The organism is Paenibacillus sp. JT31N11, assembly GCF_056269285.1.
In genome coordinates, this window is record NZ_JBWDNQ010000010.1 from 96161 (window position 1) to 121550 (window position 25390).

Sequence of the window (25390 nt, forward strand, 5' to 3'; positions counted from 1 at the left end):
TGCCTTCATTTGGCAGGTATCAACCCCTGCTTTCAAATTTATCGCTGAGGAGTTTTATGGATGGAGATCATCAGCTATGAGCAATCAGACGGCGGCCTGGTTCTGATAACCACTAAAGGCCGAATCAAGGTGGAGCCTGTTTCCCCTTCGATTATCCATGTCGTTTATACCTTGGAGGGATCCTTCAGTACCAAGCCAAGCCTGGCTGTCCTCAAGGAGGCAAGCACTGGTACAAAGTGGGAGATCCAAGAATCCGATTTGACCGTGACTCTGCGCACAACCGAGCTGGTTCTCGAGATAAATAAGGCCACAGCCGCCTTCACCTGGCGCGACAAGCAGGGCGGGCTGCTTACACGAGAGCCGCAGACCGGCGGCAAAACACTTGTTCCGACGGAAGCAGTAACCTTCATTTATGACGATAGCTCTGAGGTTCAATCGAGCATGTCCGTCGATGGCGTGCGCGTCCAGGCTGAGGCCAGGGAAGCCCGGGCACGCCGTGCGTATCATACGAAGCTTGCTTTTGAATGGGAGACCGGGGAAGCATTGTACGGCCTGGGCTCGCATGAGGAAGGGATTATGAACCTACGGGGCACCAGCCAATATCTGTATCAGCAAAATATGAAAGCCGTCGTTCCTATGCTGGTCTCCACGAAAGGATATGGCGTGCTTGTCGACAGCTACAGCCTGATGACCTTTCATGATGATGTCCATGGCTCTTATCTGTGGTCGGAAGTGGAAGACGAGCTGGATTATTATTTCATCTACGGTCCCGAGCTCGATGAGGTTGTGGCGGGATACCGCCAGCTTACCGGCGCAGCGCCGATGCTGCCGAAATGGGCCTTCGGCTACGCGCAGTCCAAAGAGCGCTATGAATCCCAGGCTGAGCTGCTTGCCGTCGTGGAAGAGTATCGGGAGCGCAAAATCCCGCTGGATCTGATTATTCTCGATTGGCGGTCATGGACCGGCGATCTGTGGGGCCAGAAATCGTTTGATCCCAAGCGGTTCCCGGATCCCGATCAGATGATGCGCAAGCTTCATGAGAAGCATGCGAAGCTGATGGTCTCGATTTGGCCGATTATGAATAATGACGGGCCCAATCATCTGGAGATGAAGGAGCATAACACGCTGCTTGGAAACCGCGCCACCTACGATGCGTTCAGCGAGAAAGCGCGCAGCTTGTACTGGAAGCAGGCGAACGAGGGATTATTCGCTCACGGCATCGACGCCTGGTGGTGCGACTGCACCGAGCCGTTCGAGGCGGATTGGAACGGAGAAGTCCGGCTCGAGCCTGAGCAGCGCCTGCTGGTCAATACCGGTCAATCCAAGAAATATCTCGATCCGGAATATATTAACGCCTACTCCCTGCAGCATTCCAAAGGCATCTACGAAGGTCAGCGCGCGACCACCGAAGAGAAGCGGGTCGTCAACCTGACACGCTCGGCATTTTCGGGGCAGCAGCGCTACGGAGCGATTACATGGTCCGGCGATACGGCGGCCAAATGGGATACGCTGCGCAAGCAGATTCCTGCCGGGCTGAACTTTGTTGCCACCGGCGTGCCGTACTGGACCTCGGATATCGGGGCATTCTTCACAGCGAAGAAAGAGCAGTGGTTCTGGGACGGGGATTATAATGACGGCTGCGAAGATCCGGCTTACCGGGAGCTTTATTTGCGCTGGTTCCAATATGGCGCCTTTCTGCCGATCTTCCGCTCACACGGGACGGACACGCCGCGGGAGGTATGGAGATTCGGCGAGCCGGGCACCGTCATTTATGACACGCTGGTGAAGTTTATCCGGCTGCGTTACCGGCTGCTTCCTTACTTGTATTCGCTTGCGGGGGCTGTTACCCATCAAGCCTATACGATGATGCGGCCGCTGGCCTTTGATTTCCGCCATGATGCGGCCGGTTATAATATTGGCGATCAATATATGTTCGGACCTGCACTGCTGGTGAATCCGGTGCTGGAGCAGGCAGCCGGAGACGGTAATGATCACAGCCGCAGCGTCTATCTGCCGGCAGGGACATCCTGGCATGACTTCTGGACCGGCGATTATTATGGGGGCGGGCAGACAATAGACGCAGACGCCGGACTTGCTACGATGCCATTATTCGTACGCGCCGGCTCCATCGTGCCGATTGGACCCGATGTGCAGCATTCCGGCGAACAGCCGGATGCCCCATGGACCCTTCTGATTTACGGCGGAGCTGACGGCAGCTTTGTCCTCTACGAGGACGAGGGGGATGGTTACGGCTATGAGCAGGGAGAGCATGCAGCTGTGACTCTTCTTTACCATGATCAATCCCGAACGCTTACCTTCGGAAGCCGTCAGGGATCGTACGGCGGGATGAACGCCAAGAGGAGCTTCCAGGTGAAAGTAATGACGGAAGGCATGGGCTATCTGGATGAAGCTGGCATACCGGCCCGGCAGACGGTCGAATATGAAGGCTCGGCGTTGACTATTCAGTTGTAGGTGAAGGAAGCGATGATCATGACACAGAAAAAATACAAGCTTGGCGTCATCGGACTTGGGGAAGGCCGCAGTATTATGTCCGCAGCCCTGAACAGCAAACGGTGGGATCTTCAGCTCGTCTGCGACAAAAATCCCGAAATCTGCGTAAGGCGCGCCGAAGAATTCGGCTTCTCCCGCTGGACAACGGAATACCAGGATTTGCTGGACCATCCCGATATCGGGTCATTGCCATCTATACCCCGGATCAGCTGCATCTCATGCATGTTTGCCAGGCTCTTGAAGCCGGCAAGCATGTCATCTGCACGAAGCCGCTGCTGCCTTCGCTGGAAGGGGCGGGCGAGCTGCTGGAGGTGATCGGGCGGACGGGGAAACAAGTATTTGTCGGCCAAAGCTCCCGGTTCTTCGAGCCGATGATCCGTCAGCGCGAGGATTATGATAAAGGGCGCCACGGCGACATTCAGATTGTGGAGTCCCACTACATTACGGATGGAAGATGGTTTCTGGAAAAGGACTGGAGCCGTCAGAAGGGCTTCAGCTGGATGTACGGCTTTATGATTCATGCGGTTGATCTGGTCCGCTGGTATTTGCCCGGCATTACCGAGGTAACCGGATTTGGCCGTACGAGCGATTCCAGCAGCAAGCTGGGCCCTGCCAGCTGGGATACCATGCGTTTCCTCCTTCGGGACGGAGAAGGACGCATGGCCCAGATTGCCGGGAGCTACACCCAGCCGTCGCTCGGGCAGGAGGTCGAGCCTTCAATCGGATGTGTTATCCGGGGAACGGAAGGAACCAGCCGGGCGGAATACTCCAATATGAGGTACCATACTCATTTTGCCGGTGAAGGAGCGGTTTCGCATTCCTTCGATTATAAACATTTCTATTATTTCCGTTTTGAAGGAAACACTCATCATGCCGGGGAATATCAGAATTACATCGAATATTTTGCCGATTGTCTGGACGCGGGAATCACACCGCTGCCTGACGCGCAGGAGGCTGTTCATACCCTTGCGCTGATGGTCGCCATGGAACGAAGTATCAATGCGGGTGGCCAGCTTGTCAAGGTCAGCGATATCAAGAAAGAATTCGGGCTGGAGCAACGGTCTTGAAGGAGGCTGCAAATGATGAAATTGACCTATGACATCCCGGCCCGGCTGTGGACCGAGGCGCTGCCTGTAGGGAATGGCCGGCTTGGGGCCATGGTGTTCGGAGGCGTGGATACGGAGCGGATCGGACTCAACGAGGACACGCTCTGGTCGGGCGGCCCACGGGACTGGAATAACCCGCTTGCCCGGGAGGCGCTGGACGAGATTCGCCAGCTGGTAGCAGACGGACGCTATGAGGAAGCCGAAGCCCTCAGCAAATCCTCCATGATGGGGCCTTATACGCAATCTTACATGCCCTTTGGAAATTTGCATCTCCACTTCTATCACGGCCAGCTGACGGAGGAATACGAGAGGGAGCTGGATCTGGCGGAAGGCATGGCAAAGGTCACCTACCGAATCGGGCAGACTGTTTATACGAGAGAAATAATCGCATCCCATCCCGATCAGGTTATAGCCGTTCGTTTAACGGCCAGCCGGCCCGGCATGCTGACTTTCAAAGCATCTCTAAGCAGTCCCCTGAAGTCGAGGCAGCTGCCTGATCGGGATGCGCTCGTTCTGCAGGGCTATTGTCCGGAGGACGTGCTGCCCAACTACTACGAGACGGATGTGCCTCTGCGTTACGGGCAGGAAGATACGACAACCGCCATGCGTTTTGAAGGAAGGCTTGTTGTGCGTCTGGAGGACGGGGGTACATCGAAGACAGACCAGGATGGACTGCATGTCGAAGGAGCGACCAGCGCCGTCCTGTATTTTGCAGCGGCCACAAGCTATAACGGCTATGACCGAAGTCCGGGAACAGAGGGGCGCGATCCGCGGGAAGCCTCAAGAAATATGCTGGACGCGGCGGTTGGCAAACCGGCGGATGAGTTTTTTGAAGCCCATAAGAGGGATCACGGAGCCTTGTTCGGACGGATGGAGTTCAAGCTGGGGCCGTCCCCGGCTCCGGAAGAGCTGCCGACAGACCGCCGTATCGCGGAATACGGAGCGGAGGATCCGCATCTGGTTGAATTGCTGTTTCACTATGGGCGTTATCTGATGATTGCCAGCTCCCGTCCGGGCACGCAGCCGGCCAATCTGCAGGGCATCTGGAATCAGGATGCGCGGCCGGTATGGAGCAGCAACTATACGTTGAATATTAATGCGCAAATGAATTATTGGCCTGCCGAAGTGTGCAATCTGGGCGAATGCCACGAGCCGCTGCTGAGCTTCATCGGCGAGCTTGCCGAGAGCGGGAAGAAGACGGCGGCGGTTCATTATGGCGCAAGAGGGTGGACGGCGCATCATAATTCTGATCTATGGCGGCAATCCGCACCGCCTGGCGATTACGGACACGGCAATCCGCTATGGGCCAATTGGCCGATGGGCGGCGTTTGGCTGTGCCAGCATTTGTGGGAGCATTACCGCTTTGGCGGGAGTCGCGATTATTTGCGGGAGCAGGCTTATCCTGTCATGAAATCGGCCGCCTTGTTCTGCCTGGACTGGATGATCGATGATGGCCGGGGAGGGCTGATTACCTCGCCGTCCACCTCGCCCGAGCACCGCTTCCGGCTGGAGGATGGGCGGACTCCAGCGCTCAGCCAAGCCTCGACGATGGATATGAGCTTGATCCGCGAGCTGTTCAGCCACTGCATGCAGGCGGCAGATGAATTGGAGATCGATGACGATTTGAAGCTGACGCTGCAGGAGGCAAGCTCCCGATTGCTGCCGCCGCAGATTGGAAGTCGTGGCGGAATTCAGGAGTGGTCGCAGGATTACGGGGACGAGGACGTGCATCACCGGCATGTGTCGCATCTGTATGATATCTATCCGGGAAATGGCTGGACGTCTGAGGGTACGCCCGAGCTGTTCGCGGCTGCCCGTAATTCTCTGGAACGCCGAGGAGATGGCGGAACCGGCTGGAGTCTCGGGTGGAAGGTGAATCTATGGGCGAGATTCAGGGACGGCAACCGGGCACTGGGTCTGATCGGAAATCTGCTGAAGCTAGTCGAGGACGACGGACGAATCGATTTTCATCGCGGCGGCGTATATGCCAATCTGTTCGACGCCCATCCTCCTTTTCAGATCGACGGCAATTTCGGCGTGACTGCCGGAATCGCGGAGATGCTCTTGCAATCGCACGCAGGCGAACTGCATTTGCTCCCCGCGCTGCCGGAGGCCTGGAAGGAAGGCAGCGTAAGGGGGCTGTGCGCCCGCGGGGGCTTCGAGATCAGCATGGGCTGGCGTGACGGCGTGCTGGAATCGGCCCGGATCATCTCCCGTCTGGGAGGCCGCTGCCGGGTCCGGATCGGCAGCGGACAGCTGTTTACGGTAAGCGGCAAGGGAAATGCTCCAGCTGATGCGGCATCTGCCGCGGAATTTGACACGGAGCCGGGGGAAGTTTACACATTGATATTCCGGCAATAAGCTTTCAAGACCGCTAACCACAGTTAGAAGCTTCATTCCTGTTAGGGGGCGTCCCGAAAATCAATTCATAATTATCATCCCCCGCCCGGCGCTGTATCTCATTGCCAAAAGAACCTCCGCCTCCACTAATGCAGTGGATCCGGAGGTTCTTTTGTGTGACTTTTGGGACTTACTTCTCCCACACCTGCGCCTGGCCTTCCTCATCCGAATATTGTATCCGCGCTGCGTGAATGTCGAGAATCACATAATCAGGATCGTCGGGGCCATTAAACCACCGCTTCATCTCAGGATTCCATAGCTTGTGCCGAAGAGAATCATCCTTGGTGATAGAGGCGGTCCCCTCAATTTCTACAATTTCCGGCGACGATTTCCCGTCAAATCCAAGCAGCAGCGAGATATTGCTGTTATGCTGCAGCTCTTCCACCTTATGCGTTTTGCGGTCGGTCGCCAGATACACATTCAAGCCATCGTGAAATATGGCCATGTAGCGTGATTTCGGTTTGTTATTCTCAACAGTGGCCAAAGAGCCGAATTTATGTTTGTCCAATGCAGCGGTAATGCGCTGCTCCAACTTCTGCTTCTCAATGACTGCCATGGTCTCATCGCTCCTCATCGGTTCTAAATTTTGGGGGAATGCCCAGAAGATATAATACCCTATTATCCATCCGGCGAACCGCCTAAGGATGTCAGCCCTGGATTTTTTTCAGACCGGAGGGAATGAAAGTTTTGTCCCGCAGCGGGGACTTTGATACACTGTAGAGGGTAAACAAAGTAAACCAAATGTTGCACCCGGATGTGCAAATAATCGGAGCGGAGATGAATCGGTTGAGTTCGGTGCAGAAAAAGCTGAAAATATCACCTCCCCAGTTTCTGGCGATGGGGTTCACCATGATCATTGTCATCGGTACACTGCTGTTATCGCTGCCTGTCGCGTCTATTCCCGGTCAGCGGCTGGGGCTTCTGGATGCGCTGTTTATGGCGGCTTCGGCTGCCTGCGTTACCGGGCTCTCGGTCGTGGATACAAGCACTCATTTTACCTTGTTCGGCCATATTGTGATTCTTGTTATGGTTCAGCTTGGGGGACTCGGCTTCATGACGATGGCAACCTGGTTCGCACTGGCATGGGGCAAAAGGGTTTCCTTGAAGGAGCGCCTTATTCTCAAGGAAGCGATGAATCAGAACTATATGGAGGGAATTGTCCGGCTCTCCCGGAGAGTCATCATCTATTCGCTTACGGTGGAAGCCGCTGCTGCCGTTCTGCTCGCTCTGCGCTGGGCAAGCGAAATGCCGCTGGGCAAGGCCCTTTATTATGGTGTTTTTCATTCCATATCCATCTTTAACAATGCCGGTTTCGTATTGATCAATGGCAGCTTCATCGCCTATACCAATGATATTTATATCAATGTGATCACGATGATTCTGATCGTTCTTGGAGGGATTGGCTTTATTGTCCTGTCCGATTTGATTGAATACCGCAGGACACGCCGGCTTTCTTTACATAGCAAGGTGGTGCTGTCGGCTTCGGGAATCCTGATCGTCTTCGGAGGACTCGTTATTTTCATGATGGAATTCAGCAATTCGCTGACGCTTGGGCCTCTGAACGCCGGAGGGAAGGTGCTGGCCTCCATCTATCAGTCCGTCAGCCTGCGCTCCGCCGGGACAAGCACCATCGATATTACCGGACTTCGCGAGAGCACGCAGTTCTTTATGATCATTCTGATGTTCATTGGAGCTGCGCCGGGTTCGACGGGAGGCGGCATTAAAGTAACCACCTTCGTTATTCTGATCGGCTCCGTCATAACGATGATGCGCGGGCGCGAGGATGTGGTCCTGTTCCGCAACCGGCTGTCCAAGGAGCATACCTACAAAGCCATCATGATTACGTTCATCGCTATCGCCCTGGTCGTATCCGGCGCGATGATCATGTCGACCACACAGTCGCATTCTTTCCTGAAGCTGCTGTTCGAAACCACCTCTGCTTTTGGTACGGTGGGGTTAAGTTTGGGGCTGACTCCGGAGCTTACCGCCAGCGGTAAAATAGTGATCATCATCATGATGTTTATCGGAAGGATGGGGGCTTTGACGCTCGCCTATGCCCTTCAACCGCGGATTCGCAAGGAGCTTTACCGCCATCCCGAGGGAAAAATTATTATCGGATAACAGAAATAGGTTAGAAATTCAGGGAAAATAGGAGTAGAATAAAACTATGATGTTTACCTTTTAAACATAATAGGTCGTAAAAAGATGGTGCAGCCGTCGTCTGGGAGGCATGACAGAAGAGATGGAGAAACAAAGCGTTCGAAGCGGAGAAGCGTTCATTCAGGAAGTCAATGAAACACAGGTGCCATACGGCTGCCTGGCGGTCTGGTTCCTTGGTCAGGAAAGCGTCATCATCAAAGGAGATGGCATAACGGTCTATGTCGATCCTTATGTATCGGACTATCTGGCGGTACATTCAGGACTTGACCGCACGTATCCCGCCCCGGTTGAACCGGCCCACATTACGAATGCGGATGTATGTCTCATCACCCACGAACACGGGGATCATCTGGACAAGGGGACCATTCCGCATCTGGCAGCGAATAATCCCAATGCCGTCATCGTCGCGCCTGAGGCTTGCAGGACGCAGCTTCTGGAGCTTGGGGCAGCTGCGGAACAGCTGCATGCCGCTCATCCGGCGAACTGGCAAACCATTCATTCCAAGCTGCGGATTCTGCCTGTTCCAGCCGCCCACGAGCAGCTTGAAGAGGATGCGCAGGGCAACCACCGCTATGTCGGCTATTTGATTGAGCTCAATGGCGTAACCCTCTACCATGCCGGCGATACGATTGTTTATCCGGGGCTGGTGGAGAAAATACGCGGCCATCAGGTTGACCTGGCCATGCTGCCTATTAACGGGCGGGATTACTTTCGGACCAGCAGGGGGATTATAGGCAATATGGATTACCGGGAGGCAGCCGAATTTGCAGCCCTCACCGGAGCCGATACGGTAATACCGCTGCATTACGATATTTTCACAGGCAACGCGGAGAATCCGGGTTACTTCATCGACTACCTCTACAAGCATTTTCCAACTCAGAAAGCTCATGTTCTGGCAAGGGCGGAGCGATTCGTTTACGTCGCAAGCCGCGCGTTCAGACAAACATAAAGCGAATGTTTTATAAGAAGGAAGCCAATCAGTGTCTCTTGTCATTTTAGGAGATGCCGGGTTGGCTTTTTGTTGCAATCTATCGTCGGACAGATTCCTGGGGCAGCACTTTATTCGTAATCTTTTTTCCCTGAAAGGACGTGTCGATCAATGAAATTCTCATGGGAACGCAATCTGATGGTACTGTGGATCGGGGTTTTCTTTTGCAGCACGGCTTACTCCATTTCCATTCCGTTTCTCCCAATATTCCTGAATACCGATCTTGGTGTGACGGAGCATCTGGAAATCTGGTCGGGGTTCGCCTTTGGCATTACCTTCCTGGCGAGCGCCCTGATCTCTCCCTTCTGGGGCTCGCTGGCTGACAAATACGGACGCAAGCCGATGCTGATCCGCTCAGGCTTCAGTCTGGCGGCGCTGTATCTGATTAATTATTTTATTCATGATCCCTACTGGTTTCTGGTTGTCCGGATATTTCAGGGCTTGCTGGCGGGCTTCGTGCCCGCAGCGATCGCGCTTGTGGCAACGAATACGCCGGAGGAAAAAACAGGCTATGCGCTGGGCATCATGGCGACAGCCGGAGCTACCGGGAGTATTGTCGGTCCGCTTATCGGCGGCGTGGTCAGCCATTATTACGGCAACCGCAGTGCGTTTCTGTTCTCCTGCGTGGTGGTGCTTCTATCTGCCATTATCGCATTGGTATTTGCAAAGGAACAAAATTTCAACCGCTCCGCCGCGCGTTCGCATGTTCTCGACGATCTGAAGATGGCATGGGCGAACCGCGCCTTCATGACGCTTCTGGGAATGGTAGCCATCAGCACCTTTTCCGTCATGATTCTGGAGCCGCTTATTACGGTGTATGTGCTCGAGATGGGGGTGTCGAAGACCAGCGCCTCGCTAAGCTCGGGCATCATCTTCTCGTCCGTCGGCATCGCGACTGTGCTGATGTCGCCAAGATGGGGCAAATGGGGCAGCCGCATGGGGTATGGAAAAATGCTGTTCATCGGCCTGCTGGGGGGCGGAATCGGCAATCTGCTGCAGTTTTTCGTGACCAATTATATCGGCTTCGGCATACTGCGGTTCGGCTACGGTCTGTTCTTCGCGGCAGTCTATCCGTCTATTAACGCAATGATCGTTCAGAATACGGACGCAGCCTTCCGCGGCAGAGCCTTCAGCCTGAACCAGTCGGCGTCGCAAATTGCAACCATGGCCGGACCTATTATCGGCGGCTTGCTGGGGACCTGGATGCCGATCCGCTGGGTGTTTATCATCAACGGCAGCGCTCTGATACTCTGCGCCATGATCTATAAATTGAAAGGGCAGCAGCGCGCGGTTGCGATCCGTGAGAGCGGAGCCGCGCGCTGATTGAGCGGTATGGCGCTGTGCTGCTTGACAGCTGACCCGACATATTCAAGACGGCGGACCCAATTGTCAGCCGCCGGGGGCTTTGTGATCTGCATCAAGCGGCTCAAGCAGCTGCAGCTCCTCTGCAATGACCAGGGCTTGGGTTCGTGAAGAGACGCCGAGCTTGCCGTAGATCCGGGAGAGATAGACTTTGATCGTGCCCTCGGTCAAAGACAGCTCTCTTGCGATGGATTTATTCGCTGACCCGTTCTTTATCAGCTGGATAATGACCAGCTCCTGCTGTGTCAGCGGCTCGATCAGCGATCCCTTGGCAAGTCCCGGCTCCCGGTTCTCAGGGAACAAGCCCAGCAGCTTGGCTAAGTAAGCCTCCGATATGCCCTGGCTAACGTCAGCGCAGCGGCTGCGTTCAATCTGGCAGGCCCGCAGCAAAGCCGCCATGGCTTTGCCCTCGTCCACAAAGCTGCGGATATAGCCGTTTGCTTCTCCAATCATCAGCGCCTCGCGCAAATATTGCAGAGCAGCGGAGCGCTGTCCTCTTTGCGCCTCCAAAAGCGCCTGTCGGATGGAGATTTCCGTCAGGCTCATCAGGCATTTCTCCCGCTCGGCCTGCGGCTTCATGATACCGAGAAGCCGGAGCGCCTCGGCTTCCTTGCGCCTGGCTCCCAGATAGCGGGCGAGCGCCAGAAACTCGAACAGCCGGTCAGGCGTCGACCGGTCCAAAGCGGAGAGATGAAGCCCGCTCAGCTCCTGCTTGGCCTTGTTCAATTGTCCGTTCCGGACATACAAGCAGGCAAGAAAAACGCGCAGTGGACGAATCCACTGAAACTCCGACCGCGATACCACATGTTCCACAGCATGATGGATCGTGTCGACCGCCTGCTCCATGCTGCCCCTTACCGCTTGGAGGCCTGCCAGTGTAATCTGCCCAGGGACATACAATCCGGCGATTTCCTCAAAACGCGGCGACTGTTCCCCTTTACGCAGGCAGGCCAGCGACTCGTCCAACCGGTTCCATTCATACAAGCCCTCGGCAAGCGACTGGTTCACATACAGGTTAATCAGCGAATCCTTCCAGCCATGGGATTCAATCAAGCCCATGAACTGACAGGCGATCGCTTCCGTATCCGGAGACAATACCCCCTTCAGTCCCATTGCCGTGCGCCTGACGAGCGGTTCGGACATATTGTAATTAAAATTATAAAAGATCGGATTCTCGGGCAGAACTTCACCGGTAATCTCCTCGGAAAACCGGTACCAGCCGGCAAAATCATAATTGTAGAAGACCAGATTCGATTTGACAAAAAGCAGTCCGCTCCGGATTTGACGGCGCTCGCCGGCATCAGCTTTCGGCAGATGGCGCTCTTCAATGCGCGCCAGAGCTGCAGCCGCACGGACTAACTGCCCTGTTACAACAAGCATGAAGGAATGCAGAAGGGACAGGCCGGAGGGCAGCTCCGTGCGCTGTTCTATCGCTTCAAACCAGCGCAGCAGGGTGGAGAATTCCCCGCGTTGGAACAGAACCGGAGCCTGCTCGCCCAGCAGATGTATGGCATATTCATAATCCTCGCCCAGAATCGCGTGATTGATCGCTTCATCCGTCATCCCCTGCGCCATGAAGGATCTGCTGGCCGAGCGGTTTCCCTGGCTCCACAGCAGAGGGTGGTTCCGTCTGATCAGACTGCGCAGAAATTCGGAGAACAAATGATGGTAGCGAAACCACGTATCGGCTGGATCCAGCGGGATAAGAAATAAATTCATGGTCCTGAGCTTGGTCAGCATGTCCTGCCCGTCCGTCTTGCCCGTCACATCGTTGCATAGAGCTGCATTTATACGCTCCAGTACAGATGTTTGCAGCAGAAAGTTGTGGATGGCAGAAGGCAAATTAGCCATGACCTCATTGAATAAATAATCGGAGATATTGCGGTGAAGGCCGCTGAAGCTGTCGATATAGCGGTCATAGTCCATGGTGGAGCGCAGCGAGATGGATACCAGCTGGAGTCCGGCCACCCAGCCCTCGGTCCGTTCAAACAATCGCTTAATCTGTCCTGGCGAAAGCGGCAAGTGGGATACCTCGCGGTAGAAGGCTTGCGTTTCCTCCAGAGTAAACTGAAGCTGCCCGATTGCCAGTTCGTCGAACTGTTCCCGGACCCTCCACTTGGAGGTGGCAAAGGGAAGCTCTGCGCGGCTCGAAATAATCACATGAATGTGGTCGGGCAGATAATCTATGAAATAGGACAGGCCTTCATGAATCCGTTCATCGGCTATACGATGGTAATCATCCAGCACGATGACAAGAGACCCGGGAATATCGATCAGTTCGTTAATGAAAGCATCCAGGAAGGTATAAATCGTCATTCCCGGCAGCAGCTGCCCCAAGGGGGAGAGTCGTTCGGACAGCAGGGGAGAACCGGCAGCGATCACGGCCTGCATGACATAACGCCAGAACCGTATGGAGTCGTTATCCCGGTCATCCAATGATACCCATGCTGCGGAAAGCTGATGATGGTGAATCGTTTGCGTGAGCAGCGTTGTTTTGCCGAAGCCGGCCGGAGCGATGACCGTCGTCAGTTTGCCGGCAAGATTATGTGTTATGGCATCCATGAGCCGGGTCCGCAGCAATTGCTTGTCCCGGGATGCGGGAAGGCTTGTCTTGGTTTTCAGTAAAATAGTTTCGGAAATCATCGTTCCTCCATGAGGCAAGTCAGTCATTGTGATGACTATATTATACTGTAATTTATTAGACTCAACAGGTGATAGTGTTAAATATGAAAATAATCCTTATTATCAGAAATTTACTATTGAATTATATTATATTATGCATATATTGGGAGGGTTTTTGTGTGCTATACATTATTCATGAAGAATAAAGTGAATCTTCTCATTGAAATGGACCACAAAGAAAAAGTGGCTGAGCAGGCGATCGCCTTGTTCAACCACTTTTTTTTCAATTCTTTTTTTGGAGCTGCCTTCTGCAGCGAGCTGGCGATAACGCCAGCTTTTAATGCGTTGCGCTGGAGCCTTGGCCTTCGCTTGCGGGATCCATTTTGTCCCGGCCCATGGCAAAGGCTGCGAAGAAGGCGAGGGCGGCCGGAATGATTGCCCAGGCGAAAGTATGCGTGATCGAGGACGAGAGCGCAATCGATATTTTGTCCAGCACCTGCTCCGGGATATTTGCCCGCAGCTCCGGCGACAAGAGGGCATGAGGGTCGCTCAAGTCTATGCCTTCCGGTATCTGAGCCTCGCCGCTGCCGCTTCCCCCGGCAAAGGATTCACTCATCCTGTTCATAAACAAATGACTCTGAATTATGCCGAAGACCGTGATGCCGAGCGTCATGCCAAGCGAACGGAGGAAATTCAGCGTGGCGCTGGCGGAGCCGCGCTGCCGGGCACTCACGGAATGAATCGCCGCATTGCTCAGCACGGAGAAGGAAGCGCCGATGCCAAGACCTACAAGCACCATATATACACGGATTATGAGCTTGGAGGAATCGGGGCCGATCGTCGTGAGCAGCGCCACACCCGCTGCAAGCAATGCCAGAGTAGGCAGCATAATGGAACGGTAGCTGGTTTTGGTCAGCAGCGTACCGCCAAGGGTTGCCGTTACGACAGAACCTACCATCATAGGGAGAAGGACCAGACCGGAGTTGGTTGCTTTGCCTCCCAGAACGCCCTGGATGAAGATCGGAATATAGACGGAGGCTGTAATGAACGCCGCTCCGCTGAGCAGGGCCATCACATTGCTGGAAGCATACAGCTTGTCTTTGAACATGGCAAAGGAGATAATCGGCTCCTTGGCGCGCGTCTCGGCGAACAGAAACAGCAGGGCCAGCACGACGAAGGCAGCGAACAAACCAAGTATCATTGCGGAATCCCAGGCGTACTGCTTGCCTCCGAGCTCAAGCGCGAACATCAGGCAGACGATGCCGCCGACAAGCGTAAATGCGCCAAGCCAGTCGATTTTTTGCTGCGAATGCTCATGCGATTCCTTGTAGAATATAGCAACCATCAGGAAAGCGATAATCCCAATCGGCAGATTAATATAAAAAACCCATTCCCAGGCGATATAGTCCGTTATGTAAGCGCCCAGTAGCGGCCCGAAGATGCTGGAGAGGCCAAATACCGCCCCGAACAATCCGCCCAGCTTGCCCCGTTTCTCAAGAGGCACGGCATCGAACATGATGGTGAAAGCGATCGGGATAAGCGCGCCGCCGCCGATGCCCTGTATCGCGCGGTAGATACTGAGCTCTACAATCGTTGTGGCTGTACCGCATAGAATAGAGCCCAGCATAAAGACCAGAATACCGAAGATAAAGAATTTCTTGCGCCCGTACATATCCGATAATTTACCGAATATCGGCATGCCCGCCATTTCGGCAACCATATAAGCCGATGTGACCCATACGAATTTGTCCAGGCCGCCCAGCTCCCCGACAATCGTTCCCATAGCCGTAGCGACAATCGTGTTGTCCATGGAAGCCATGAGAATACCGAGCAGCAGACCGGCAAGAACGATCCCCACCTTATTTCCTTGCGCTGTTGTTGTCATTTTCTTTGAACGCCTCACTCATCTTAAGATTTCTTTTTCTTTTTGCTATCTCTCACTTGTCTGCTTCATTATAGACGAAGACCCCTGACAACAGGGTGTCAGGGAACTTCGTCTACGAAAATAATTTCAGCTGTTTCGGGTTATTCTTGCTGCTCGGATTCAGGCGAGGGGTTGTTTTCGCTCAGCATAATGCCGCTTTTTGTGGTGGATTCCTGAAGATCGTCAGGGGGATACAAGCCGGAACGCAGCTGGATCCAGTGGAAGACATGGGTGCAGATCACCTTGAGCACGGCATAGCCGGGAACGGCGACAATAATGCCGAGAATGCCGAACAGATTGCCGGCTGTCAGAATGACGAAGATGATGGTGACCGGATGAATACGCAGCGTCTTCCCCATAATTTGCGGCGAGATGAATTTGCCTTCAACCAGCTGAACTATGGTCCAGACGACGACCATCTTGAGCAGCATGGCCGGCGATGTGACCGTTGCCACAATAAGCGCCGGGGTTATCGCGATGACGGGCCCCAGATAGGGAACGATGCTCGTACAGGCAGCCATAATCGCAAGCACCAGTGAATATTCCAGCCCGATAATCAGGTAGCCGATGTACAAAAGACCGCCGATACAGAAGCTGACAATAATCTGTCCTCGAATATAGGAGGCGATCTGATCATTCATCTCCACCATGACACGCCGGGTTTCCTTGCGCAGTCCTGTAGGAATGAACTGCAGAATGAAACGGGGGAGATCGCGGCCGTTCTTGAGCAGGTAAAACAAGATGAAAGGAAGCGTCACAGCCGCAAGCACAACCTCGGTCACCACACCCAAAACCCCGCCGATCCGGGTCCAGGCGTTGGCGAAGAAATCGGAGGCCCTCGAAGTGATGGTCTTCGTCAAATCGGCAGTATGGAAGCCCAGTGTTGCCTGGACTTCGCTGAAGAAGTCGCTGCCGGTCCACTGTTTGATTTTTTGCTGGGCATCTTCGCTGTAGTCTGGTATATTTTCTATCAAGCTCGTAATTTGGTTGCGGATAAGCGGAATAACAGCCACAACCGCGATGACAATCAAACTGATAATCAGCAGGTAAAGAATCAGAATCCCGTAAATCCGTTTGATTCCTCTGCGCTCCATGTCGTCGACCAACGGATTGACCAGATAGTAGACGACGCCGGAAAGAATCAGGGGCAGCACAACGGTCTTGATCAGCGCAATGAGCGGGTTGAAGATGTAGGACACGTGATTAAAGATCATAATGTTGAGTCCAATTAACAATAGAACAAATAAAAATAGCACAAAGCGGTTATTCAAGAATAAATAGCGAAACCGCTCCGACCAAACACGCGAACGCTCCGGCATGCAATCAATTCCCCTCTTCTTCCGTTAATAACATCATGTTTATTTCATCTCTATGATGTTTCTCCTATTATTGCACATTAGCCTATCGTCCAAACGCAAATTTATACCCGTATGATCAGTTTTGCAAACAATTAACTGCTGGAGGGAGAAGTTTAACGTCCAAAACACCAACAAACGGAGGTATCGATCATGTTAAAAGCAAAGACGATGATGTGCGGTGTCCTGTTGACGATGATGCTTACAGCTTGCGGGAATGAATCGAACCGCGCCGCCAATCCGGCGGAGCCTATCGATGTGGATCGGCAGACGAGCCGGGCCGAAGGGGATGGGGGAGCAGGCTATGAGGTGCTGGCGGAGGGGCTGCAGTCGCCGTGGGCAATTGATTTTAGCGGGGATCTCATCTATGTCAGCGAGCGCGATGGCGCTATCGTACAGATCAAGGACGGGCAGATGACAAGGCAGAAGCTGCAGCTGAGCAATCCCGTGAAGCAGGAGGGCGAGGGAGGACTGCTGGGCTTTGTGCTGGCCGCTGATTTCGCATCCACGAAGCAGGCCTACATTTATTATACCTATGAGCAAAATAGTGAATTATTCAACCGGGTAGCCGTAATCCGGGAGAATGGGGAGGCCGGCTGGCTGGAGGAGCGGATATTGCTTGACGGGATACCCGGCGCGTCAAACCATGACGGGGACCGGCTGGCAGTCGGGCCGGACAACCATCTGTACATCACGACAGGCGATGCGCAGCGTGAAGAGAATGCCCAGGATCTGAACAGTCTGGCAGGTAAAATATTACGGATGAAGACGGACGGCTCCGTGCCGGAGGATAACCCCTTTGAGAATTCCTATGTATACAGCTATGGTCACCGCAATCCGCAGGGGCTTGCCTGGAATGATCAAGGGGAGCTGTACAGCTCTGAGCATGGTCCGTCCGCGGTTCCGGGCGGCCATGATGAGTTGAACCGGATTGAGCCCGGTCTTAATTACGGCTGGCCTGAGGTGATTGGCGATGAGACTAAGGAAGGAATGACACCACCCGTCTATCATACCGGAGACAGTACGCTTGCTCCCTCCGGGATGACGGCGAATGCTCAGGGTGAATGGCTGGTGACGGGACTTCGCGGCGAATCGCTGCTCAAATTCTCGCCTGATGCGTCCACGAACGAAGTGGTTGTGAGAAGCGAGGGCCGTCTGAGAGATGTCAAAATTCATGATGGGGCTGTCTACGTGATTACTAACAACACGGATGGCCGCGGAAATCCGGCCGGGCAGGATGACAGGCTGCTGCGTTTGACAAACGGATGAAGAAAGGTGGCCTGAAAGCGCTTAATATACGGGCTGTTTGCCTGTGATTCTCTTATTTTTCTCTATCAGAATCAGGAATTGTAAAGATTTAGTCTCCAAGAATCCGGTAAATGCTGGTATACTAATAATCCTACGGCTCTATTAAAACGAATACTAAAGGGGACCTCTATGAAAAAAATTGGATATCTGGCAATTTTGATCTGTGTGCTGTTTAGTATTTCATCCATCATCCCGGCTTCGGCGAAAGCTGATGAAAGCTACACGGCCAAGGTCGTCATTAATTTACTTAACGTACGCAGCGAGGCTTCTCTGAAAGGGAACATTGTAGGCGCCTTGAAGAACGGCCAGCTGGTGAGTGTCTCCAAGGAAGACGAGTATGGCTGGCTGCAGATCAATTCCGGCAAGGTTTCGGGCTGGGTGGCAGGCTATTATTTGAAGAAGGTTGACGGCACGGTCCAAACTTCAGAAGCGTCCAAGACACAACTGAAGACAGAACCGAAGAAAACTGCCAAACAAACAGAAGCTACTGTTACTGCCGATTCGTTACGAATCCGCTCAGGTGCAGGAACGAAGTACGAGGTTGTGGGCGGTCTCGCCAAAGGCCAGCAGGTTGCCATTATGGGCAGCCAGAGCGGCTGGGTGAAGATCCAGACTTCGAACGGACAGGCAGGATGGGTATCTGACCGATATATCAGTGGAGGCTCCGGCAATTCCGTCGTATCCACGAGCCATTCCTCCAAGAGTTCAAACGGGCTTCACGGAAAAACGATTGTCGTGGATCCCGGGCATGGCGGAGATGATCCGGGAATGATCGGCACGACGCAGAAAACGATGGAGAAGGATCTGACGCTGAGCACCTCGTTCTATCTGGAGCAAGAGCTCCGCGCCCGCGGGGCAAGCGTCGTCATGACGAGAACGAAGGACAAGGAAAAGCCCAGTCTCGGAGAGAGGGTTCAAATTAGCGGATCCGCCCATGCAGACGCATTCATCAGCATCCATTATAATTCTTCCGAAACCAAGGCATCGGGAACGCTCAGCTTTTATTATTCGGAGTCCAAGGACAGGCCTCTGGCCAGAGCGATCGAATCCCGGCTTGCCGACGGGATGGAGCTGGACAGCAACGGGATTTCGTTTGGCGACTACCATGTACTGCGCGAGAATGGTACTCCCTCCGCTCTGATTGAGCTGGGATTCCTGTCCAACAAGAAGGACGAGTCCCTTGTCCGAAAATCCGGCTATCAGCAGAAAGCGGCAGCCGCGATCGCCGAGGGAATTGAAGATTATTTCGATTGATTGTTGCTATAGCTGACCGATTGCATTTTAAGGGCCGTGACTTCCAAAATACACTTTTGGAAGTCACGGCCCTTTTCATGTCTATCCGCTCGCCTGTCTATTGGTTCACAGGCCTTTCTAGGCTTTGGCTTCCGAGAGAACCGCCGGCGCACTGCAGGACAGCCGCTCAATGAACTTTGTATCCACCGCCGTCTTGATTTTGACCCCGCGAATGCCGTCAATGGAATCAATAAGCAGATCTACAGCCATGCGGGCCAGCTGCTCCTTGTCGACATGAATGGTCGTCAGCTCCGGCGTGACAATAACGGACTCGCTAATGTTGTCAAAGCCGATCACAGAGATATCCTCCGGAATCCGGAAGCCAAGCTCGGTCAGCGTCTTCATTGCGCTGATCGCAATATAATCGCATTCGCAGAACAAGGCTGTCGGCAGCTTGCCGCCCTCCTGAATATAACCTTCCAGCTGCTTGCGCATTGCCTCCTGAGAAGAAAGTATCGTAGGCGCGACATAGAAGGTATGATCCTCCGCCACACTGAGCCCGCGCTCGGCCAGCGATGCCATAAACCCCCGCCTGCGCGCATCAAAATTATGAATGCGCACATCCGAAGCCACATAACCGATTTCGCGGTGGCCGATGTCGCACAAGTAAGTTCCCGCCTGATAAGCGCCCATCACATTATTGATTTCCAGAAAATGAACAGGCAGCGTCTCGAAGCAGGTATCGAGCACAACGAGATTCGGCCATTTGTCCGACAGATTCTCAACGCTGTGGCGGTCCAGATTCGTACCCAGCAGGATGACGCCGCTGGTCTGGTTCTCATCCGCAATCGACTGGACGTCGCTGTCGAAGGATTCCATATCCACAGAGGAAAATACCAGCGAATATCCCTTCTGGCGGCAGCGCTCTTCGATAAAATGAATCAATTCCCGAAAGAAAGGCTGCTGGTAATACTTCTCCAGGACGATTCCGGAATTGGAGAATACAAGGAACAGCAGGGATCGGCCGCTTCGATCCGCCGGCTGGCTTTTTGCTTTGAGGGTGTAGCCTTGGTCCCGGGCGATTTGAAGAATTCTCTCGCGGGTCTCCGGACCTATGCCGGGCTTGCCGCTCAGCGCGAGAGAAACGGCGGATTTGGATACCTGGGCCAGCTTGGCGATATCTTCCATTTTCACAACAGGTTACTCCATTCCTGATTAAGCTTTCGTTTATGAAGATTTAGTTGAGTTTAGTGTACAACGTTTTATGACAACTTTGCAAGATGGAACTAAACTAATTACGTGTTGTTTAGTTGATACAGTTTAATAAATGATCGAATTTACTAAATAATCGTATTGACGGAGCTAAAAACCGGTGATAGGATGAGTTTAAGGAGAAAGTGAAAGTGGTTTTGTTGAATCCGTAAAGTAGGAATGATGACTGTGTTCAGTTAAATTATTTAGTTATTTTTCTTAATTTTTTAATTTTGTTTAGTGGATCTGTGGTAGGAAAGTTATTGGATACCTCAGAGAGCATTCCGTACTTGTAATGCTCTGAAGTTTACTGGAGATGAATCTTTCTCCGCGCCAAGGTTACTGCATGGCATCATAAGCAGAAGGAGACCGCCATTAATGAAAAAATTAAAGCTGGGTTACGCGCCTACCCGCCGTTTCGTGTTTAGCGCCGAGGATGCCTTCAAGTATAAGGTGCTTATCCGCGAGAAAATACAATCCTTCGGCATGGATATCGAGATTGTCGATCTTGAGGGGCTGAATGAGGAAGGGCTTCTGTACAACGATAATATCGGGGCCGATCTGATAACCGACCGGTTCCGTCAGGAGAAGGTGGATGCGGTATTTTTCCCGCACTGCAATTTCGGGACCGAGGATACGGTTGCCCGTGTGGCCAAGGCGCTTGGCAAGCCGGCGCTGCTCTGGGGACCGCGTGACGAGGCTCCGCTGGAGGATGGCATGCGTCTGCGCGATACCCAGTGCGGGCTGTTCGCGACAGGCAAGATTTTGCGCCGCTTCAATGTCCCTTACACCTATGTGACCAACAGCCGGGTGGATGATCCGGTATTTGAGCGGGGCTTCAAAAATTTCGTCGCCGCCTCGAACGTGGTCCGGCATTTCCGCTCGCTGCGGATTCTGCAGATTGCCCCGCGACCCGCATCGTTCTGGACGATGATGGTCAATGAAGGCGAGCTGCTGGAGCGCTTCGGCATCGAGATCCATCCCATTACGCTGGTGGATATCACAAGAGCCGCACAGCGCCAGGAGAAGAAGAACAGCAGCGAAATGCTGGAGGCTGTGGACTTCATCCGCTCCCGGATGGATATTACCGAGGTGACTGATGATGATGTGCGGCGCGTGGCTGCGCTGAAGGTGGCGATGAAGCAGTTTGCCGTCGAAACCGGCAGCAGCGCAATCGCGATCCAGTGCTGGTCTTCTCTGCAGGAAGCGATCGGCATCATGCCGTGTCTGGCCAATGCGCTGCTCACCGATGAACAGATCCCGGTTACCTGCGAAACGGATATTCACGGTGCGATTACCTCCATCATGGTGCAATCCGCAGCTATGAACGAGGCGCCGACCTTTTTCGCCGATCTGACGATCCGCCATCCGGAGAATGCCAACGGCGAGCTGCTGTTCCACTGCGGCAACTTCCCGGTCTCGCTGTCCGTGGAGGAGAAGCCGAAGCTGCGCAAGCATTTTCTGTTCGACGATCATTCTCCGGGGACCCATGAGGGCGAGATCCGCGGCGGCGATATGACGCTTGCCCGCTTCGACGGCGACCATGGCGAATATTCGCTGTTTCTGGGCAAGGCGCGCGGAATTCAGGGACCTTTTACACGGGGATCCTATGTCTGGGTGGAAGTCAACGATTGGCCGCTGTGGGAAGAGAAGCTGGTTACCGGTCCTTATGTTCATCATTCCGTAGGTATTCATGCGAACGTCATCCCGCCTCTGTATGAGGCATGCAATTATATTCCAGGTCTGACGCCTGATCCGGTGGATCCGACGGAAGCGCAAATCCGGGCGTGGCTGAGAGGAAGTGTCTAAAACATGACAGCAACACTGGAGCTCAAACGCAAATCGCTGCAGATCCGCATGGACCTGCTTCGCATCATCCATCGGGCCAAAATGGGGCACACAGGCGGGTCGCTCAGCAACACGGATGTGCTGACAACGCTTTATTACAGCGTCATGCGGCATGATCCGAAGAATCCGAAATGGCAAGGCCGCGACCGTTTTATCGCCAGCAAGGGCCACTCGGTGGAATCATTGTGGTGCATACTGGCCGATCTGGGCTATTTTCCAAAAGAAGAGCTTGAAACCTACTGCCAGTTCGGCACGCGGCTGATCGGGCATCCCAACAACAAAGTGCCGGGTATCGAGATGAACACCGGCGCGCTGGGGCATGGCTTATCCGTCTCTGTCGGCATGGCGCTGGCAGGAAAGAAGGACCAGCGGGATTACCGGGTGTTCTGTCTGATGGGCGACGGGGAGCAGGCGGAAGGCTCCGTGTGGGAGGCGGCTATGGCAGGCGCGCATTACGGGTTGGATAATTTGATCGGTATGGTGGACCGCAACCGTCTGCAGATTAGCGGCAGCACGGAGGATGTGATGGGGATGGATCCGCTGGACAACAAGTGGGAAGCTTTCGGCTGGCGGGTGGAGCAAATTGACGGCCATGATTTCGGACAGCTGCAGCGTTCGCTTTCCCAAGCACCGCAGGAGAAGGGCAAGCCAACCATGCTAATTCTCAACACGGTCAAAGGCAAAGGGATTTCCTTCGCCGAGAACCGCCCGGAATGGCATCACCATGTGCCAAATGACGAGCAGCTGCGGCTGGCTATTGAAGAGCTGGAGTCGGCGCTTGGCGCGCTGGCCCCGGAAACAGAAAGGAGCGGAGCCCATGCAAACCATTCCTAATCGTCAGATTATGTGCGAAACGCTGCTGGAGCTTGCCCAAGAGGATCGGGATATTATGGTGCTGGCCAGCGATTCGCGCGGATCGGCCGCTATGGCGCCGTTCGCCAAGGCCTTCCCCGAGCAGTTTGTGGAAACAGGCATCGCCGAGCAAAATATTGTCGGCATCGCGGCAGGTCTCGCGCACAGCGGCAAAAAGCCTTTCGTTACTTCGCCTGCCTGCTTCCTCAGCATGAGAAGCATCGAGCAGGTGAAGGTTGACGTGGCTTATTCCTCCACGAACGTCAAGCTGGTCGGCATTAGCGGCGGCGTCAGCTACGGAGCGCTTGGCATGTCCCACCATTCCCTGCAGGATTTCGCGGTCATGCGGGCGATACCGGGACTTACAGTTGTGGTTCCGGCTGACCGTCACGAGACGAAAGCGATGACCAGGGCATTAGCCGGCCATGAGGGCGGGGCTTATGTGCGCATCGGGCGCAACCCCGTTGAGGATGTTTATGAATCGGACGATTACGAGTTCCAGCTCGGCAAAGCCGTGCAGATGAAGGCAGGCAGCGATATTACGCTGATTGCCGTAGGCGAAACCGTGCGCATTGCGCTGGATGCCGCTGCGCTTCTGGAGAAGGAAGGCATTCATGCACGCGTGCTCAACATGCACACGATCAAACCGCTCGATGAGGCGGCTATTGTGGCGGCAGCATCAGAGACGGGTGCCATTATTACGCTGGAGGAGCACAGCATCTTCGGCGGACTCGGTGCCGCCGTTGCGGAAGTAACCGCGGGCAGCAGACCCGTTCCGGTCCGGATTCTGGGAATTCCCGATGAACCGGCGATTGCGGGCAAGACGTCGGAAATCTTCGACCACTACGGCCTCAGTGCCGGTAATGTAAGATCGATTGCCCAGGAGATGGTGCAGGCCATGGTGAGCCAGGGATGACGGTTAGTCCGGCTGAGTATGAACAGGCGGGAGAGCCCTTGTACCTGCTGACCGTGGATCAGAGCACAACAGCGACCAAGGCGATCGTAACGGATCGCGGTGGAAGAATTGTCGGCCGCTGCTCGAAGATTCACAGGCAAATCTATCCGCGCGAAGGCTGGGTGGAGCATGATCCGCTGGAGCTGTATGAGAATGTGAAAGCGTCGATCCGGGGAGTGGTGGAGGAGGCGGGGGTCCCGCTTCATCTGATCGCCGGCATAACCATCACCAACCAGCGGGAAACCGCGCTTATATGGGACCGTGTGAGCGGACTCCCGGTCGGCAATGCCATCGTCTGGCAGTGCCGGCGAACGGCCGATTACTGCGACCGCTTGAAGCGTGAAGGTCATGAAGCTCTTGTGCAGGCCAAGACGGGACTGCCGCTTGACCCGTATTTCTCCGCCAGCAAATGGCGGTGGCTGCTGGAGCATGCCGATCCTGCTATTCCGAAGGAACGCCTGCTGGCCGGCACGGTGGACAGCTGGTTGATCTGGAAGCTGACTGGAGGCCGTGTCCACGCAACGGATTATACCAATGCGAGCCGCACGCAGCTGTTCAACATTCATACGCTGAGCTGGGATGCGGAGCTGGCTGCATTGTTCGGCATCCCGCTCGGTATGCTGCCCGAGGTGCGTATGAGTGACAGCGGATATGGATTCATTGCCGATGCGGCTTTGTTGCCGCTTGAAGTAGAGATGCCTATTGCAGGTGTGATCGGTGACTCGCAGGCGGCGTTGTTCGGACAGCAGTGTACAATGCCGGGAATGGCGAAGGGAACCTATGGCACAGGAACATCTGTCCTGATGCATATCGGCACGCAGTCGATTATGCCGGGCAGAGGCCTGGTACTGGCTGTTGCCTGGGGATTGAACGGCATCATTGAATACGCGCTGGAAGCGGTGATTCATTCAACGGGCGACTGTCTGAACTGGGCCCGCGACCAGATGGGGCTTTATCAGACCTTTGAAGAGCTGGAGCAAGCCATCACTTCTGTAGACGGGGCAGGCGGCGTGTACCTGGTGCCGGCTTTTGTCGGGCTTGGGGCGCCGCATTGGAATCCGCATGCCAGGGCCGCGATTATGGGGATGAACCGCTCGACAGACCGGCGGCATATTCTAAGGGCTGCTCTGGAGAGCATCGCGTATCAGGTTGCAGGCGCGGTCCGGCTGCTTGAGGAGGAGACGGGAATGCCGCTCAGCGAGCTGCGTGTGGATGGCGGCGCTACTGCCAACGGTCTCTTGATGCAGCTTCAGGCGGATCTGCTGGATGCTCCTGTCGCCCTTCCGGAGGCGGCGGAATTATCCGCTCTGGGCTCTGCCTATATGGGCGGCCTTGCTCTCGGGTTCTGGTCCGGTTCCGATGAGATAGCCGCCTTCTACCGGCAAAATCAAATCTTTGCCCCGCGGATGGAAGCCGATAAGCGCCGGGAGCTGATGGGCGGCTGGAACGCCGCAGTAGCGGGTGTCCTCGCAGCCGAAGAGGCGGACCGTAGCAGCGGTGCAGCGCCGCAGTAAC

The 25390-nt window shown here is 54.4% G+C and carries 18 protein-coding genes; 13 read left to right on the forward strand and 5 right to left on the reverse strand.

Features of this window, described 5'->3' with window-relative positions; genetic code table 11:
• Positions 1-60 precede the first annotated feature (60 nt).
• Genes AC0YNV_RS27885 through AC0YNV_RS27900 form a run of 4 tightly spaced genes read left to right on the forward strand, consistent with a single transcriptional unit; the run spans position 61 to position 5978 of the window.
• Complete coding sequence (locus AC0YNV_RS27885) at positions 61-2472, forward strand: glycoside hydrolase family 31 protein (RefSeq protein ID WP_475770968.1); 2412 nt, start codon at positions 61-63, stop codon at positions 2470-2472.
• 18 nt (positions 2473-2490) lie between these two features.
• The gene (locus AC0YNV_RS27890; protein WP_475770969.1) at positions 2491-2826 is read left to right on the forward strand and encodes a hypothetical protein; all 336 of its coding nucleotides are present in this window, start codon (positions 2491-2493) and stop codon (positions 2824-2826) included.
• Entirely contained in the window at positions 2730-3578 is an 849-nt protein-coding gene (locus tag AC0YNV_RS27895; RefSeq protein WP_475770970.1) for a Gfo/Idh/MocA family protein, read from the forward strand. The genes AC0YNV_RS27890 and AC0YNV_RS27895 overlap by 97 nt, the downstream gene beginning before the upstream one ends.
• A 15-nt stretch (positions 3579-3593) precedes the next feature.
• Positions 3594-5978, forward strand: coding sequence for a glycoside hydrolase family 95 protein (locus tag AC0YNV_RS27900; RefSeq protein ID WP_475771100.1), 2385 nt, complete (start codon positions 3594-3596; stop codon positions 5976-5978).
• A 169-nt stretch (positions 5979-6147) separates the two neighbouring features.
• On the opposite strand, the gene AC0YNV_RS27905 is transcribed toward AC0YNV_RS27900, so the two are convergent.
• The gene (locus tag AC0YNV_RS27905; RefSeq protein WP_475770971.1) at positions 6148-6573 is read right to left on the reverse strand and encodes a pyridoxamine 5'-phosphate oxidase family protein; all 426 of its coding nucleotides are present in this window, start codon (positions 6571-6573) and stop codon (positions 6148-6150) included.
• A gap of 221 nt (positions 6574-6794) precedes the next feature.
• Here AC0YNV_RS27905 and AC0YNV_RS27910 point away from each other — a divergent pair, with 221 nt between their 5' ends.
• From AC0YNV_RS27910 to AC0YNV_RS27920, 3 genes are all read left to right on the forward strand, one after another.
• Positions 6795-8138 carry a TrkH family potassium uptake protein gene (locus tag AC0YNV_RS27910; protein WP_210045232.1) on the forward strand — a complete coding sequence of 448 codons (1344 nt, stop codon included), beginning with the start codon at positions 6795-6797 and terminating at the stop codon, positions 8136-8138.
• 121 nt (positions 8139-8259) lie between these two features.
• Positions 8260-9126, forward strand: coding sequence for an MBL fold metallo-hydrolase (locus AC0YNV_RS27915; protein ID WP_475770972.1), 867 nt, complete (start codon positions 8260-8262; stop codon positions 9124-9126).
• Between the two features lie 150 nt (positions 9127-9276).
• Positions 9277-10488, forward strand: coding sequence for an MFS transporter (locus tag AC0YNV_RS27920; protein WP_475770973.1), 1212 nt, complete (start codon positions 9277-9279; stop codon positions 10486-10488).
• A gap of 66 nt (positions 10489-10554) precedes the next feature.
• On the opposite strand, the gene AC0YNV_RS27925 is transcribed toward AC0YNV_RS27920, so the two are convergent.
• From AC0YNV_RS27925 to AC0YNV_RS27935, 3 genes are all read right to left on the reverse strand, one after another.
• Positions 10555-13170 (reverse strand): winged helix-turn-helix domain-containing protein, encoded by a 2616-nt coding sequence (locus AC0YNV_RS27925; protein WP_475770974.1) that lies wholly within the window; start codon positions 13168-13170, stop codon positions 10555-10557.
• Between the two features lie 316 nt (positions 13171-13486).
• On the reverse strand, positions 13487-15034 hold the full coding sequence (locus AC0YNV_RS27930; protein WP_475770975.1) for an MDR family MFS transporter: 1548 nt from the start codon (positions 15032-15034) through the stop codon (positions 13487-13489).
• A 140-nt stretch (positions 15035-15174) separates the two neighbouring features.
• On the reverse strand, positions 15175-16392 hold the full coding sequence (locus AC0YNV_RS27935; protein ID WP_475770976.1) for an AI-2E family transporter: 1218 nt from the start codon (positions 16390-16392) through the stop codon (positions 15175-15177).
• Between the two features lie 189 nt (positions 16393-16581).
• Between AC0YNV_RS27935 and AC0YNV_RS27940 the strand changes: the two genes are divergently transcribed.
• Both AC0YNV_RS27940 and AC0YNV_RS27945 read left to right on the forward strand, forming a co-directional pair.
• A complete protein-coding gene (locus AC0YNV_RS27940) occupies positions 16582-17697 on the forward strand; it encodes a PQQ-dependent sugar dehydrogenase (RefSeq protein WP_475770977.1) in 1116 nt (371 codons plus the stop codon).
• Positions 17698-17865: 168 nt separating this feature from the next.
• Complete coding sequence (locus tag AC0YNV_RS27945) at positions 17866-18990, forward strand: N-acetylmuramoyl-L-alanine amidase (RefSeq protein WP_475770978.1); 1125 nt, start codon at positions 17866-17868, stop codon at positions 18988-18990.
• Positions 18991-19107: 117 nt separating this feature from the next.
• On the opposite strand, the gene AC0YNV_RS27950 is transcribed toward AC0YNV_RS27945, so the two are convergent.
• Complete coding sequence (locus tag AC0YNV_RS27950) at positions 19108-20163, reverse strand: LacI family DNA-binding transcriptional regulator (RefSeq protein ID WP_475770979.1); 1056 nt, start codon at positions 20161-20163, stop codon at positions 19108-19110.
• Between the two features lie 435 nt (positions 20164-20598).
• Here AC0YNV_RS27950 and AC0YNV_RS27955 point away from each other — a divergent pair, with 435 nt between their 5' ends.
• From AC0YNV_RS27955 to AC0YNV_RS27970, 4 genes are read left to right on the forward strand one after another with little or no spacing between them, the layout of a single operon-like run.
• On the forward strand, positions 20599-22029 hold the full coding sequence (locus AC0YNV_RS27955; protein ID WP_210045223.1) for an L-fucose/L-arabinose isomerase family protein: 1431 nt from the start codon (positions 20599-20601) through the stop codon (positions 22027-22029).
• Between the two features lie 3 nt (positions 22030-22032).
• Positions 22033-22902, forward strand: a complete 870-nt coding sequence (locus AC0YNV_RS27960) for a transketolase (protein ID WP_475770980.1) — start codon at positions 22033-22035, stop codon at positions 22900-22902.
• Entirely contained in the window at positions 22886-23836 is a 951-nt protein-coding gene (locus AC0YNV_RS27965; protein ID WP_475770981.1) for a transketolase family protein, read from the forward strand. The genes AC0YNV_RS27960 and AC0YNV_RS27965 overlap by 17 nt, the downstream gene beginning before the upstream one ends.
• Complete coding sequence (locus AC0YNV_RS27970) at positions 23833-25389, forward strand: FGGY family carbohydrate kinase (RefSeq protein ID WP_475770982.1); 1557 nt, start codon at positions 23833-23835, stop codon at positions 25387-25389. The genes AC0YNV_RS27965 and AC0YNV_RS27970 overlap by 4 nt, the downstream gene beginning before the upstream one ends.
• Position 25390: the final 1 nt, after the last annotated feature.

What these genes read in the sequence shown, in the direction of transcription:
- AC0YNV_RS27940 (WP_475770977.1), top strand. Translation starts at nt 16,582, where the DNA reads ATGTTAAAAGCAAAGACGATGATGTGCGGTGTCCTGTTGACGATGATG.
- AC0YNV_RS27885 (WP_475770968.1), top strand. Translation starts at nt 61, where the DNA reads ATGGAGATCATCAGCTATGAGCAATCAGACGGCGGCCTGGTTCTGATA.
- AC0YNV_RS27900 (WP_475771100.1), top strand. Translation starts at nt 3,594, where the DNA reads ATGAAATTGACCTATGACATCCCGGCCCGGCTGTGGACCGAGGCGCTG.
- AC0YNV_RS27945 (WP_475770978.1), top strand. Translation starts at nt 17,866, where the DNA reads ATGAAAAAAATTGGATATCTGGCAATTTTGATCTGTGTGCTGTTTAGT.
- AC0YNV_RS27965 (WP_475770981.1), top strand. Translation starts at nt 22,886, where the DNA reads ATGCAAACCATTCCTAATCGTCAGATTATGTGCGAAACGCTGCTGGAG.
- AC0YNV_RS27910 (WP_210045232.1), top strand. Translation starts at nt 6,795, where the DNA reads ATGAATCGGTTGAGTTCGGTGCAGAAAAAGCTGAAAATATCACCTCCC.
- AC0YNV_RS27895 (WP_475770970.1), top strand. Translation starts at nt 2,730, where the DNA reads ATGCATGTTTGCCAGGCTCTTGAAGCCGGCAAGCATGTCATCTGCACG.
- AC0YNV_RS27925 (WP_475770974.1), bottom strand. Translation starts at nt 13,170, where the DNA reads ATGATTTCCGAAACTATTTTACTGAAAACCAAGACAAGCCTTCCCGCA.
- AC0YNV_RS27920 (WP_475770973.1), top strand. Translation starts at nt 9,277, where the DNA reads ATGAAATTCTCATGGGAACGCAATCTGATGGTACTGTGGATCGGGGTT.
- AC0YNV_RS27935 (WP_475770976.1), bottom strand. Translation starts at nt 16,392, where the DNA reads ATGCCGGAGCGTTCGCGTGTTTGGTCGGAGCGGTTTCGCTATTTATTC.
- AC0YNV_RS27905 (WP_475770971.1), bottom strand. Translation starts at nt 6,573, where the DNA reads ATGGCAGTCATTGAGAAGCAGAAGTTGGAGCAGCGCATTACCGCTGCA.
- AC0YNV_RS27915 (WP_475770972.1), top strand. Translation starts at nt 8,260, where the DNA reads ATGGAGAAACAAAGCGTTCGAAGCGGAGAAGCGTTCATTCAGGAAGTC.
- AC0YNV_RS27890 (WP_475770969.1), top strand. Translation starts at nt 2,491, where the DNA reads ATGACACAGAAAAAATACAAGCTTGGCGTCATCGGACTTGGGGAAGGC.
- AC0YNV_RS27960 (WP_475770980.1), top strand. Translation starts at nt 22,033, where the DNA reads ATGACAGCAACACTGGAGCTCAAACGCAAATCGCTGCAGATCCGCATG.
- AC0YNV_RS27970 (WP_475770982.1), top strand. Translation starts at nt 23,833, where the DNA reads ATGACGGTTAGTCCGGCTGAGTATGAACAGGCGGGAGAGCCCTTGTAC.
- AC0YNV_RS27930 (WP_475770975.1), bottom strand. Translation starts at nt 15,034, where the DNA reads ATGACAACAACAGCGCAAGGAAATAAGGTGGGGATCGTTCTTGCCGGT.
- AC0YNV_RS27955 (WP_210045223.1), top strand. Translation starts at nt 20,599, where the DNA reads ATGAAAAAATTAAAGCTGGGTTACGCGCCTACCCGCCGTTTCGTGTTT.